The organism is Accumulibacter sp., assembly GCF_029255125.1.
Taxonomy (GTDB): Bacteria; Pseudomonadota; Gammaproteobacteria; order Burkholderiales; family Rhodocyclaceae; genus Accumulibacter.
This window is the reverse complement of the sequence record NZ_JAPUVR010000094.1, coordinates 1-13,440: the sequence shown is the minus strand read 5'-3', so window position 1 is coordinate 13,440 and position 13,440 is coordinate 1. Positions and strand designations below refer to the sequence as shown.

Genomic DNA, 13,440 nt, shown 5'->3' with positions numbered 1-13,440 from the left:
CAAGAATACCGTTTGCGTCACGCGCGGCGACGAAGCCTTCGTCTCGCAGCACATCGGCGACCTGGACAACGCCTCGGTCTGCGACTATCTGGAAGAAAGCACGGCGCAACTCCTCAAGCTGCTCGGCGTCGAACCAGCCATTGTCGCGCACGACCTGCATCCCGATTTCCACTCGACGCGCTTCGCCGCCGATTTTGCCCAGCAGCGCCGGCTGCCGCTGCTCGGCGTGCAACACCATCACGCGCACGCCGCAGCAGTTCTCGCCGAACACGCGCTGGCGGGTAGCCAGCTTGCCCTTTCGCTTGACGGCGTCGGTCTGGGAAGCGACGGCAGTGCCTGGGGCGGCGAACTGCTGCGCGTCGATGGCGTGCGTTTCGAGCGCCTCGGGCATGTCGCACCGCTTGGCCTGCCGGGCGGCGATCGCGCCGCCAGCGAACCCTGGCGAATGGCCGCCGCGGCCTTGCACCAGATGGGCCGGGGCAAGGAGATCAGCGAGCGCTTTTCCGCGCACGCAGCGGCCCCGGCGGTCGCCCAGATGCTCGCTGGCGGAATCAACTGCCCACCGACGACGAGTATGGGGCGGATATTCGATGCCGCCGTCGGCCTGCTCGGCGTGAAGGCGGTGATGGCCTACGAGGGGCAGGCCGCCATGCTGCTCGAGGGAATGGCGCAGTCCTACGGCGACATCCTGCCGCTCGATCAGGGCTGGAAGATTACCGACGGCGAGCTCGATCTCTTGCCGCTGCTCGCCGCCCTGGCCGACGAGCGGAGCGCCGAGCGCGGTGCAGCGCTCTTCCATGCGACGCTCGCCGCCGCCCTCGCCGACTGGTTGCGCGTCGTCGCGCCCGGCGAGAAGACGGTCGTTGCCAGCGGTGGCTGCTTCCTGAATCAGGTTCTCGTGCGCAGTCTGCGCGCACGCCTAGGGGCACAGCGCATGCAGATCATCGAAGCGCGTCAGGTGCCGCCGAACGACGGCGGGCTCTCGGTCGGCCAGGCGTGGGTCGCGCTGCAACATCTCGTCGGCCACTGAGCAAAACACGAGCGCGCGCCGAACATGTGCCTTGCCCTGCCCTGCCGAGTCGTCGAACTGCGCCCCGATCAGCGCGCGCTGATCGACGTTGCCGGAATGAGCAAGGAAGTTTCGCTCGCCCTGGTCGACGGCGTCGCACTTGGCGACTACGTCATCGTCCATGTCGGCTACGCGCTGACCCGCCTCGACCCGGTCGAGGCCGAGAAGACGCTGGCGCTGTTCGCTGAGCTGGCCGATGCTCGGTCGACGCCGGCCGACGAAACGCTTGACCACTAGCTACGCTGCTGCTTCGGCAGACGCCGGCGCCCGCCCTTCTCGCCCACCTCGCCCACCTCGCCTTGGCGAGCCGGGCGAAAACGGCGAGGATGAGGGCTAGCGATGAACGCTGAGGAAGCTCCGGCGGACCGCCCGGGTAACGTCTTCGCCGACCTGCCAAAGTGCAGCGTCGGCACGCAGCCTGGCGAACAGTTCGTTCAACTGCTGCAGCGTCCTGGGCTGCGCATCGAGCGCATCGTGTCTACCGGCCAGGCGAGCCCGGCCGGCTTCTGGTACGACCAGGACGAGGATGAATGGATCCTGCTGCTGGCAGGCGAAGCCGGCCTGCGCTTTGCCGACGAAAGCACGCCGCGCCACCTGCGCGCGGGCGACTTTCTGAACATCGGCGCGCACCGGCGGCATCGCGTCGAGTGGACCGCCAGCGGACAAGTGACCATCTGGCTGGCCGTGCACCATGGCCGGGAAGCGCCAGCCAATCCACGCTGAAAGCGGGCGCGCGCCAGCTTGCCAAGCAATCGCCGCCAACCAACCCGAGTGATCAGCCGCAGCGCGCGAAGCGGCCAGGCCAGCCACTGGCTGTATCGGCCGCCCAAGCGCTGGCCGGCAAGCCCTGCCGACAGTCGTCCCGGCCGGCGCACCGCCGCTTCACTGCGCTTGAGCGATCGCCAGCGGCGCCACGCCAAGCCGGCGAATCGTCTTGCGAAAGCGCCTGAACGGGCCGCTGCCGAGGTGGACGATGTAGAACGGCAGTGGCCAGTGCAGCGTGGCGAGACGCTTGACCACCGCCGGCCCCTTGTCGCCGAGGGTGAAACGCGGCGTCTCGAAGCACAGCACGTAGTCGTGACGCGTTGGATCGGCTTTCAGTACCCGGCGCAGCAGGAAGGCCTGGCGGATGTGTTGCGGGCTGCTCCTGAGGATTTCGCATACCGCCTGCACGAGCTCGGCATCGAGCTCGTGCGGCGCCAGCGTCGCGTCGGCCGGCAGGTGGGCGAATTCGGCGGTGATCGTCTGTTCGTACTGCGAACGTGCGAGCCAGCGCTGCTGCCAGAATTCGGCGCGCGCGGCGTCGCCCTCCTCACCGCGCTGGCGGAAGAAGCGCCAGATCAGTTCGCTCGCCGGCAGCGTTGCCGAGGCATCGGCAGCGATCACTTGCTCCAGGTCGGCAATGCCGCCCTCGTCGCCACGTTCCAGGCGCACACGACCGCGCCGGAAGAGCGCCAGCAGGTGGTCGGGCTCGTCGCGCAGCACTTCCTCGAGCAGCGGCATCAGGTCGCTTTCCGGGTCGGTCTCCTCGACGGCGCACAGGTATTCCCAGCGCTCCTCGCGCGTCAGGCCGGCCGCGGCGCGCGCCGCGTCGAGTTCTGCAATGCGCGCGACCAGCCGACCCAGGTGTTCGTGCCGCTCCTACCATTCGCCGCTCACTTCGTCGCACCAGCGCCGGTCGAACTCGGCCGAGAGGACGGGCAGAAGCGACCCGAACCAGGCCTCGGCGGCGCTCGTCACCGGTGGCGCCAGACGCTGCGCCGCGGCCGGATCGGCGCACGCGCCGAGCGCGGCGAGGCGATCGACCAGCGCCGGGTGGGTGTCGAAGGGGTCCGTAGCCTCGCGCTGCGCGGCGTCGAGGTAGCGCTGGCGTGCCTCGGCATCCAGCCCCTCGCGCTGCCGCTGGCGCCGCAGCAGGCTGCGCCCGGCCGGCGGTTCGGGCTCGCGCGCGATGCGCCGCTGGATCGCCGGCCAGAAACCTTCCGACTCGTAGCGCGCGGCGATGCCGACACGCATCAGCGCGTCGGCCGCCTGACCGGCGCCGACCAGTTCGGCCGACGTGCGGTCGGCCAGATACTCGTTCTGCCGCGCCAGCGCAAAGGTGTAGGCGTTGAAACGCGGCGCGTACCAGCGGAAGAGACGCGCGATCAGGCGTGATCCCCAGTCGCTCCATTGTTCCGACATCGCCTGCAGGCGCCCCCAGGCGCTGCGGAAGCGGTAGATGAAACCGGCAAAGCGCCCATGGTTGCCGGCCAGATGGCCGTATTCGTGCGCCACCACGGCCATTGCTTCGGCCTCGGACACGGCTTGCAGGAGGCGCAGGCCAAGAATCAGCGTGTTCTCGCTCCAGCCGAAGATTCCCAGGCGCGGGCGCTGGACAATCGCCGCGTTCAATTCGTCGGTCAACAGCACGCGGTGCACGCGCGGCCCGGCGATCCGTTCGCGCAGCGCAGCGAGGCGCGCGAAAAGCGCCGGCGCCTCGTCGCTGCCGATCTCGCGCCCGATGAGCGGCGGGAACCGCGCGCAGAGCAGCGTGAACGTGGCGCGCAGCATCGCCCACACCGGCAGTGCGAGCAAGACCAGCAGCTTGCCGAGCTTGAGGAAGAGAAGTAGGGCCTTGCCGCCGGTAATGATGACCAGCAGCAGCAACCCGGCGATCAGCGCCAGGTTGACCAGCGCCAGCCCAATGACCACGCCCAGGATGCCGAGGCCCAGCGCCGCGATTCCGCAGACGCGCAGCAGATAGCCGCGCGGATCGGCTTCCGCCTGGCGTTCGGCGCGCGCGACGAGATCCTTGAATTGATTCGAGTCCATGCAGGAGGCCTGACGATGATGACGGTGTGGGGAGAATGCCCGGCAGGATCGACAGCGCAGTGGCAGTCCCCCGGCCAGTGAAGAACAGAGAGGAGGATAGAAGATCCACCGTCGTTTCGACAAGTGCTCCGGATCTGACGCTTCCTGCGCTGCCGGGACCGGCAACGACTCGATCATCACCCGTCCTGCGGGGTTTCCAGGACCTCCCCGAGGGTGTCTTCTAGCACGCCGATTTATGTGACCTAGTTCTCACCGGGTACGCCGGCGGCTGGGCTATACTTCGCCCTCGTCAGCCGACTACGGCACTGCAAGGCTGCTGCATACGGCATCGCGCCGCATCTCGATTCTTCCAACTTCTCATCGGATATTGCTAATGGGCAACAGTAGACCTGCCGACGACCCGGATTATCGCAACAGCCATCTGCAGCGCGGAACGACCTACGATGCGAACCTCGCGGGCGAGCCCTTCGACGCCTTCATGAACGAAATGGAGCGCTTTCACCTGCAGCGGATCGTTCCCGCACTGTTTCCCGCCGGCGTACCACGGTATCTTGACTTCGCCTGCGGAACGGCACGCATCACTGCGACCGTCGGGCCTCATGCGCAAGAAGCGGTGGGGGTTGACATCTCGCCCAGCATGCTCGAAGAAGCGCGCAAGAAATGCCCGCAGGCCCAGTTCCTCCAGGCCGATCTGACGCAGGGGACGGGCGACCTGGGCCAGTTCGATCTGGCAACCTCGTTCCGCTTCTTTGGCAACGCACAGCAAGCGCTGCGCCGCCAGGTCCTGCAGGTGCTCGCGCGGCTGGTCAGGCCGGGCGGCTACCTGATCGTCAATAACCACCGCAATCCGCAGTCGCTCGCCGCGTTGTTTCACCGCGCTACCGGTGGCACCTTGGACATGGACCTGACCCACTCGCGCTTCCGGTCGCTCCTCGCCGAATGCGGTTTCCAACTGGTCGACAGTAAACCGATCGGCGTCTGGCTTTACCGCAGCAGCCTGACCGGCACGGTCGGCACGGTCGATGAGCGCATCCTGGCGCGCGAAAAATTCTGGTGTCGAAGTTTCCTGACACCCATCGCTCCGGACACGATTCTGATCGCGCAGCGCGCCGCCTAGCCCGTACGTTTCCGTCGCCATGTCGATCGAGACGCCGGCCGTCGGCCTGTACGCCACGTGCGAGGCGCGTCTGCGTGCCCTGTACCAGATTCCGACGCCGCCTGGCAAAGCCGCAGTGCTCGAATTGCGTTTGGGCGACGAAGGGCGAGTCATCGACGACGCCTGGCCAGCCGATCTGGTGGTCAGTTGCCGACTGACCGAAACGATCAGTCATCCGTGCACACCGAACAGCGCTGGCGCACGCGTGCAGACCTGCGAGGCAGCCTACGACGCGCCGCTGCCCTTTGCTGCCGACACCTTCGACCTGGTCATCCTGCACCATACGCTGGACGAACTGGCGTCGGTCTTCAGTCAGCGCTCGTCGCAGCAGGTCGCCGAGGACTGCCTGCGACGCGTCGCCCACGTCCTGCGACCGGGCGGCCTGGTCGTCGGCTGCGGACTGAACCGCTCAAGTCCACGCGCCTGGTACGAGCGTCCCCGCGCAGCAAGGCGCGTGCGCGCGCTGGGCGTCCATTCGTGCCGCAACGTCCTGCTCAGGTCAGGCTTCGCCGACGCGCAGGTATTCAACCTGCTCCCCGGCCTTGACAATCCGCGCGGCCTGTCTTCGGTCGACGCGCAGGCCTCGAGAATCACCTTCCGGCGCGCGCTCGAAGCCTCACGTGCTTCGCTCGGTACGGCCGGCTATCTCGCACGCCGGATCGTCGTCGGTCTCAGCCTCAACCGCTTCATCGAGAACGTCCTGTTCTACTGGGGATACAAGCCTTGCTGAGATTCGTCCAGGAGGCCTTGGTCAAAGCGGGCGCGGTGTCACCCCAAGCCCGCCTGATCCACAATGTGACGCTCAGCACGGGAAGCACGCTGTGGCTGGATGTCGGCGATGGCGCAGGGAACTGGTTCCACGTCAAGGCGTGTCGCCAACTCAGCCTGGCTGAAGAGTTCGACCGCTTTCGCCTGGCGCGCGAGCGTTTCCCGGCCTACACGGCCGAACCGGTGGCGCACACCTGCCTTGCCGGCTGGAGCATTCTGATCGCCCGTGCGGTCGATCATGTGACCGTCGGAGCGGCCGACCTGGCCGCTTCGGGACACTCCGGAGAGTCGCTCAGACGTCAGTTGATCGGCTTTTTTGCCGCCGCGCAGGCCAGCGCCAAGGCAGACATCCTCAGGCAGGACAACGAGACCTTCATGCGCGAGGCGGTCGCCTACCTGGCCGCGTCACCGGCGGTCAGCCCGCCAGTGCGCGAGCTTGCACTCGGCCTGGATGCGAGCGTCTGGGGCGACATCCCGGCGATTTCGCAACACGGCGACCTGGTGCTGAACAATCTGGCGCGCGCCGGCGACCGCCTGATCATCTTCGACTGGGAGGACTATGGCGTCACCGCGCTCGCCGGTTTCGACATCTGCCTGCTTGCCGTGTCGATGGCAGGGATGGACGCAGCCGGCGTCGCCGCCATCCAGCGAAGCGAGAACCCCGCCGACCAGGTCTGGGCGTTTGCGCGCGAGGCATCTGCCGCCTGCGGCCTCCCCTATGCCACTTTTCGCGCGCTGATCCCGGTGTACCTGCTGGCCTTCAGATACCTCAAGCGAAACTACGGCGAGGAGATTCGCGCACGCATGGACGCCATGCTGGGCGAACTGCTCCCCTGATGCAGCATGTCCGATAAGTCGAAAAACGGTTCGATGACCGGTCATCTGGTGCGCGGCTCGGCGTGGATGATCGCCGGCCGCTGGGGAATGCGCGCCATCGGTCTGTTCAGCACGATCATCCTGGCCCGGCTGCTCGCGCCCGACGACTTCGGCGTCATCGCGATCGCGATGATCGTCGTCGGCCTGCTGGAAACGATTGCCTACGCCGGCGTCGACCTGGCGCTGATGCGTCCGGGCGCCGATACGCGCGAGCACTACGACACCGCGTGGACCATTCAGCTCATCCAGGGCGCGCTGATCGCCGGCACACTGCTCTTGATCGCCCCCTGGGTCTCACCCTTCTTCTCCGAACCGCGAGCGACCGCGGTCATCCAGGCGATCGCGCTGCGCCCGCTGATCGTCGGCTGCCAGAACATCGGCGTAGTCGCCTTCCGCAAGGAACTCGATTTCGCCAAGGATTTCCGCTTCAGCATCTACAGCAAGCTGCTCAACTTCACGATCGTCGTCGGCCTGGCTTTCTGGCTGCGCAACTACTGGGCGCTGGTTGCCGGAATGGCCAGCAGCAGCCTGATCGAAGTCATTCTGAGCTACGTCATGCACCCCTATCGCCCGCGCCTGTGCCTGCAGCGGCGACACGAAATCTGGGGCTTTTCGCAGTGGCTGATCATTTCCCGCGTGGGTGCCTTTCTCAACCGCAAGACCGACGAGATGGTCGTCGGTCGCTTGCTCGGGACCAGCGCGATGGGCGGCTACCACGTCGCCAACGAACTGGCGACGATGCCGAGTTCGGAACTCGTCATGCCCTTGCGGCGCGCCATGTTTCCCACGCTGGCCAAGGTCGCCGAGCAGCCGGCAGAACTCGAGCGGCTGTTCTGCCTGAGCTTTTCGGCAATCGCGCTGATCTGCTTCTCGGTCGCCTGTGGTCTGATGTCGATCGCACCCGAACTGGTGCCGATCCTGCTCGGCGAAAAATGGCTCTCCGCCATCGCCGCGGTTCGCTGGCTGGCCGTGCACGCGGCCTTCGGCTCGCTCGTGCTGACCCTCGAAATGCCGCTCTGGGTAACCGGCCGAACGCGCCTGACCGCCGCGCAGACCTGGCTCGATCTGGCGCTGCTCATCCCGACGGCGTATTTCGCGGCCTCCGCCTGGGGCCTTGAGGGCGCCGCGCTCGCTCGCCTGGCGGTTTCCGTGGCGATCCTGCCGGTGATGATCGGCTTCGTCTCCAGCGCCTGCGGGATACGCGCCAGCAGAATGTACGGCGACCTCTGGCGACCGGTGTTCGCCGGCCTGATCATGTTCGCCGTGCTGAGCCAGATCACGCCCGAGGTTATCGGCTCGATCGCCCTCACGCTGCTGGTCAAGATTCTCGCCGGCATCGTCCTCTACCCGGCCAGCGTCCTGATCCTCTGGCAGCTCGCCGGCCGACCCAACGGAATCGAGCGCGAAGCCGCCCGCTTGATCTCGGCCAGACTGGCGCAGCGGCGCAATCCGACACAATCCTGAATCGGTCGCGTTCTGTCACGGTCGCTGACTCGCTTTCAAACTATCCTGTTTCGCAAGCGTCTTTCCTTCGAGTTCGGCTTTTCGAGAAAGCCTTCACACGAACCGGCGTTCGCCGTCTTGGCTGGCTGCCAGCCTGCCTGATCGGTGAATGCAGGTCGAGAATGGAGTCGGAACGGGATGCGTTCGTCGCCCACTTGACGAAGAACGCCGAGCTTCTGCGAAGGGTTTCCGCACGTTCCTTTCCCCAAGCCCAAGAGAAGGTGTTGGTCAGCACCGGCAGACCTCTCAACGATCATTCCCTCACTCGCGTCGCTGAGGACTGCGCCGTTCCACTCGCGAACGGCCTGCGCGTGGTCGCCGACGATGCGAGGGTCCAGCGCCTGACGCTATTCGGCAAGACCCGTCACGGTAAGCGGTTCGCTCACCAGGTCGTCGATCGCGATAACCCGGCGCAGTGGGGCTTTGCCGCCTTGATGCAGTGAGGACGCCCCTGGCGCGCGCGGACAGCGTCGACTTGCGCGCCATGTGACCTTACGCCGATCCAGCCTCGCTGAGCAGATGGTTACATTCACCGCTCCCAGGCGAACGAGAGCACCCACGTTGGCTCCTGCTGCGCGTCCACGACGCGCTGGGGGGTTCCGCTGCAGCCACTCTTATCCCGCCCGTCTGACCCGCGCGACCACCAGCCAAGGCTTGACCCGAGATGCGGGACACTTACAATCCCGATGAGTACCGCCGCCGCGGCGCTTTAGGTGATATCTCTGATTGTTCATACCGTTGTGTGCGATACTTGCAGTCGATTTGTAGATTGGAGGAAGTGCTGATGGGGGTCACCACGGTAGCGGAAAGGAGTGTTGCTCTTGGAGCCCTCCACCTCGAAGATATCCGGCTTGCTGCGAGCAAAATGACGGGGGCGAGGCGCAGAGCGTTTGAGGCGGAGATGGCGTTGAAGTATTGTAGAGGCAGTGCTCGGCGAGCCGAGGACGTTTTTGGCTGGAGTCGGCAGGCCGTACAGCTGGGTCTGCATGAGAAACGTACGGGCATCGTTTGTCTGGGGCTGCACGCGTTGTGCTGCGGCGCGAAGCTGTGGGAGGAGAAACACCCGGAGGCGGCGCAAGCGCTGTGGGAACTGGCGGCAAGCCATGCGCAACAGGATCCGACGTTTCGCACGACATTGTCGTTCACTCGCCTGACGGCCGAGGAAGCCATCAAGCAGTTGCGGGCACTGGGATTTGCGGACGATGTGCTGCCCTCTCGGAGCGGCATGTCGGAAGTGTTGAACCGCAACGGGTACCGGTTGCGTCCGGTGCTCAAGGCCAAACCCCAAAAAAAGTCCCTGAAACGGACGCCATCTTTGCCAATATCCGGGAACGTGACCGCGATTGCCAAGACGAAGCGGTGATGCGCTTGAGCATGGACTGCAAGGCGACGGTGAATATTGGCGACTACTCGCGCGGCGGCAAGACGCGGGGAGACAATCGCGCGGCCGACCACGACATGGGATGCGAGGAAAAATACACTCCATTCGGTATCGTCAATGAAGACAGTGGTTCCCTCCATCTGTCCTTCGGAAGCTCCGCAAAAACCAGCGATTTCATCGTGGACAGTCTCGTCGCATGGTGGGAGCGTCAAGCCCCCGAAGAGCGTGCTCGCGTCACACACCTCCAGCTCAAGGCCGATAACGGACCCGAAAGCAATGGCCGCCGCACGCAATTCCTCAAGCGCATGGTCGAGTTCGCCGACCACATCGGCAAGTCCATTCGCCTCCTCTACTATCCGCCGTACCACAGCAAATACAATCCCGTCGAACGTTGCTGGGGAATCCTGGAAAAGCACTGGAACGGCGCTAAGCTGGCCGACACCCAAACGATGCTCCAGTGGGCCAAGAGCATCACCTGGAAAGGCGTTCATCCCGTCGTCGAATTGAACCGCACCGTCTACGAAAAAGGAATCACTGTAGCCAAGGACGCCATGCAAGCCGTCGAGTCACGGCTGCAACGAAACCCGCTCCTACCCAAGTGGGACATCTTGATCCAACCGGCCTGCCCGGGATGAACATTCGTAGAAATCACCTTAGTCCAACGAACAGCGTTTATCCGCGGCGGAGAACGCCACCGGCCCTGACCTGCTCTGTTGCGGCGGCGGATAAACTTTATTGGTTAGACAAGGGCTATTGGGAATCACTATCATGACGTACGGAAAATGCTTGCGCGACCTCCTGCTGACTCTGACCGCAGTGGGCATCTGTCATAATGCGAGCGCGGTAACGGCCTTGAGGGCGACGGTCAACATTCGCGTTCCCTTTTCCGCCGGATCTTCTGTTGTGCCTGAGGTTTCCGCGGCAGAGATCAAAGATCAAGCGGCGTGTTTAAGAACCATAGCTCTTGAGGCAGTGGTTATCGTCGCGCCAGGAGACGCGTCGCCGCTAACCGACGGCATCGCCGAAATGAAACTCGCTGCCGAAAGAGCAAACTCTCTCCGTATCTCATTTCTCGATCTCGGGGTCCCCGACTGGAGGATCTACACTCAGGCTGAGGCCAACGTAGGACCGCCGTACATCCAACAGCAGCCGCATCCTGCGAGAGGCGTTGCGCGAATTGAGTACATGGGTGTTTGTGTTGGCAACGCAGACTGTCAAGTCGAATGCAAAGACCAGGGCCGGTGATGCCCAATCCTGCAGTGAAGCTCGCTGCTTTGTTCGCTGAACGCTGTGCGACGAGGCCAAGCACGGTAGATGTGGCCCCGGAAATTCGGACAGCACGATAAGTGGTAGTCGTGCCCCCTCAAACGGCTGCGGAAGCAGTCCAACAGGAGCGCGAGCATGGCGAGAACGACGAGGCGGAAGCACACGCCGGAATTCACGGCGCAGGTGGCGCTAGCGGCGCTGAAGAGCGACAAGACATCGGCGGAGCTGGCGCAGCGGTTTGACGTCCACCCGAGCCAGATCACGGACTGGAAGCGGCAACAGAGGGCGCGTGCGGTTCAGGTTTTTGGTGACCCGAGCCTTGCGGTGAGCGCTGATCCGGAACTGACGAAGCTGCACGCCAAGATCGGACAGTTGGCGCTGGAGAACGATTTTTTTGGAACATGCGCTCACCAAGGCGGGCAGGCTGCCCGCAAGGCGATGATTGAGGCTAAGCGCAAGCTTGCCCGTTTCGTCTCAGTGCGCCCTCCTCGGGTTGGCACGTTCGAGCGCCTACTACACGCCGCGCGAAGTCTCGCCGGAGGATCTGGCACTGATGCGTAGCATCGACGAGTTGCCTATCGAGCGCCTCTTTACCGGCGCCCGCATGGTGCGCGATCTGCTAGGCGACCTTGCCATCGAAGAGCCCAATCAGGTATGGGCGGCCGACATCACCGACATTCGGGGATGCGCCGTGGCTTCCGCTGTCTGTTCGTCGTGATCGACTGGACCGCAAGGCGGGTGCTCGCCTGGCGGCTCTCCAACACCTTGACGACCGACTTCTGTCTGGATGCAGCGCACGACGCCATTCACCGCCACGGGTGCCCGGAGATCTTCAACACCGATCAGGCTTGCCAGTTCACCAGCGGCGAATTCACCGGTCTACTCAACAAGGCGCACGAAATCGGGATCAGCATGAACGGCAAGGGGTCCTGGCGTGATAACGTCTTCCTCAAGCGCCTGTGGAAGACGGTCAAGTACGAGGAGGTGTGTCTCAAGGCCTACGACAACGTTGGCGATGCAAGAGCCAAACTGACCGCATGCATCCTCTTATACGACGAACGCCGACCACATCGCGCTGTGGACGGCAAGACGCCGCCTACTTCGTGGCCCTTGCGTCGGCCATCCGAGACGCCGCGTAAGGCATGAGGAAGGTGCTCCGTGGATTTGTGGACGATGCGCTGGCGCGCACCGGGCCGCTGGCCGTGGAAATGTCTGGCGACTTTCCCAGCGTGCGTCCCTTCGCCCGCAAGCTCCACCGAGCTCTACTCGGTTTGGATAAAATCTCAGAAGGTCAAAACCAACCGTATCCCCAGCCAACGGACCGGAACTCGCAGGGCTCCACTTATCGAAGAGCCTTTGCTGCCCAAACAAACGGTGCCACCTCTGCCTGCTTCGCGGCAGGCACCTTGGTCCATACCCGAGACGGGTTGCGACCCATTGAGGAACTGCAGGTGGGTGACCTGGTTACAACCTGGCCCGAAGACAAACCCATCCCCGTCCGTCCTGGTCACCCCTTCCGACCGGAAGCCGAATACATCTACAAGCCGATAACCAGGGCTTTTGTGCATGCGGATCAAATAGTTTTGCATGTCCTGAGACTTGGAACGGGCAACAACGATGATGAAACCTTGCGAGTTGCCCCAAACTACCCGCTCTTTTCAGAAAATCATGGATGGGTGCCTGCATCGCAGTTGAAGATCAGCGATAAGCTTGTCTGGGCTGATTTTTCCAATACGAGGATCTGCAGGGTCAGGGAGGAGGTCGAACGCGCCGCAGTTTACAACGTTGAATTAAAGGATTGTCATAGGTATTTTGTTGGAAAAATGGGTGTCTAGTTCACGATGAAGGAGAAGGAGCCACCGCGATTCCCGCCGCCAGTAGGGAAACGCTGATCTAATCGCCCCGTCCGACAATGCGAATCGTATAAGGAAAACGTCATAGCGGATGGGATTAGCCAATGAGTCAGATCAGCTTGTCGGAAGCCAGGTTTGCCGCGAAGAAGCGGGTCACGAAGCGCGAGCTGTTTCTTGCCGACATGGAAAAACTTATCCCCTGGCAGGAAATACTGGCGGTCATACCGCATTACCCCAAAGGCAAGCGCGGGCGGCCGCCGATCGGGCTGGAGCGAATGCTGCGAATCTATCTGGTCCTGCCATGGTATGGTCTATCGGATGAGGGGGGTGGAGGATGCGATCACCGACAGCCAGGCGTTATGGGGATTCGTGCGGATCGATCTGTCGCAAGAAGCGGTACCCGATGCAACGACGCTGCTGCAGTTTCGCCACTTGCTGGTACAGAAGGATCTGTCGAAGGCCGTCTGCGAGGCGATCAACGGGCAACTGACGAGCCAGGGGCTGATGATACGCGAGAGTACGATTGCTGACGCGACGACTCTGGCTTCACCGCCGTCGGTGAAGAACCAAGCGAAGGCCCGCGATCCGGAGATGCACCAGACGAAGAAGGGCAAGCAATAGCACTTTGGCATGAAGGCGCGCATCGGTGTCGATGCCGAAAGCGGGCTGGTGCACACGGTGCTTGGAACGGCGGCGAACGTCGCCGACATGACGCAGACCGCCGAACTGCTGCATGGCGAAGAGAAGACCGTCT

At 63.9% G+C, this 13,440-nt stretch carries 10 protein-coding genes and 4 pseudogenes; 12 read left to right on the top strand and 2 right to left on the bottom strand.

Going from position 1 to position 13,440, the window contains the following annotated elements; all coding sequences use genetic code 11:
- The 3 genes and pseudogenes from Q1L59_RS07830 to Q1L59_RS07820 form a co-directional block, all read left to right on the top strand.
- A pseudogene (locus Q1L59_RS07830) lies at positions 1–1,030 on the top strand (carbamoyltransferase HypF); the annotation flags it as partial.
- Positions 1,031–1,054: 24 nt separating this feature from the next.
- Positions 1,055–1,306 (top strand): HypC/HybG/HupF family hydrogenase formation chaperone, encoded by a 252-nt coding sequence (locus Q1L59_RS07825; RefSeq protein WP_300330459.1) that lies wholly within the window; start codon positions 1,055–1,057, stop codon positions 1,304–1,306.
- 102 nt (positions 1,307–1,408) lie between these two features.
- The gene (locus Q1L59_RS07820; protein WP_300330456.1) at positions 1,409–1,792 is read left to right on the top strand and encodes a cupin; all 384 of its coding nucleotides are present in this window, start codon (positions 1,409–1,411) and stop codon (positions 1,790–1,792) included.
- A gap of 159 nt (positions 1,793–1,951) precedes the next feature.
- On the opposite strand, the gene Q1L59_RS07815 is transcribed toward Q1L59_RS07820, so the two are convergent.
- Together Q1L59_RS07815 and Q1L59_RS07810 are read right to left on the bottom strand one after the other, a co-directional pair.
- Positions 1,952–2,572, bottom strand: a complete 621-nt coding sequence (locus tag Q1L59_RS07815; RefSeq protein WP_300330453.1) for a hypothetical protein — start codon at positions 2,570–2,572, stop codon at positions 1,952–1,954.
- 138 nt (positions 2,573–2,710) lie between these two features.
- Entirely contained in the window at positions 2,711–3,883 is a 1,173-nt protein-coding gene (locus Q1L59_RS07810; RefSeq protein WP_300330451.1) for a M48 family metallopeptidase, read from the bottom strand.
- Positions 3,884–4,256: 373 nt separating this feature from the next.
- On the opposite strand from Q1L59_RS07810, the gene Q1L59_RS07805 reads away from it, so the two are divergent.
- The 9 genes and pseudogenes from Q1L59_RS07805 to Q1L59_RS07760 all read left to right on the top strand — a co-directional run.
- Entirely contained in the window at positions 4,257–5,000 is a 744-nt protein-coding gene (locus Q1L59_RS07805; RefSeq protein ID WP_300330448.1) for a class I SAM-dependent methyltransferase, read from the top strand.
- A 19-nt stretch (positions 5,001–5,019) separates the two neighbouring features.
- Positions 5,020–5,769: a class I SAM-dependent methyltransferase gene (locus Q1L59_RS07800; protein ID WP_300330445.1), complete on the top strand. Its 750-nt coding sequence runs from the start codon at positions 5,020–5,022 to the stop codon at positions 5,767–5,769.
- Positions 5,763–6,644 (top strand): hypothetical protein, encoded by an 882-nt coding sequence (locus Q1L59_RS07795; RefSeq protein WP_300330442.1) that lies wholly within the window; start codon positions 5,763–5,765, stop codon positions 6,642–6,644. The genes Q1L59_RS07800 and Q1L59_RS07795 overlap by 7 nt, the downstream gene beginning before the upstream one ends.
- A 6-nt stretch (positions 6,645–6,650) precedes the next feature.
- The gene (locus Q1L59_RS07790) at positions 6,651–8,147 is read left to right on the top strand and encodes a lipopolysaccharide biosynthesis protein (protein ID WP_300330440.1); all 1,497 of its coding nucleotides are present in this window, start codon (positions 6,651–6,653) and stop codon (positions 8,145–8,147) included.
- 161 nt (positions 8,148–8,308) lie between these two features.
- Positions 8,309–8,629, top strand: coding sequence for a hypothetical protein (locus tag Q1L59_RS07785; RefSeq protein WP_300330438.1), 321 nt, complete (start codon positions 8,309–8,311; stop codon positions 8,627–8,629).
- A gap of 221 nt (positions 8,630–8,850) precedes the next feature.
- Positions 8,851–10,202 (top strand): annotated as a pseudogene (locus tag Q1L59_RS16730) (ISAzo13 family transposase).
- Between the two features lie 766 nt (positions 10,203–10,968).
- Positions 10,969–11,979: pseudogene (locus Q1L59_RS07770) on the top strand (DDE-type integrase/transposase/recombinase).
- The gene (locus Q1L59_RS07765; protein ID WP_300330435.1) at positions 11,976–12,668 is read left to right on the top strand and encodes a Hint domain-containing protein; all 693 of its coding nucleotides are present in this window, start codon (positions 11,976–11,978) and stop codon (positions 12,666–12,668) included. Before Q1L59_RS07770 ends, Q1L59_RS07765 begins: the two are co-directional and overlap by 4 nt.
- A gap of 122 nt (positions 12,669–12,790) precedes the next feature.
- Positions 12,791–13,440 (top strand): annotated as a pseudogene (locus Q1L59_RS07760) (IS5 family transposase); the annotation flags it as partial.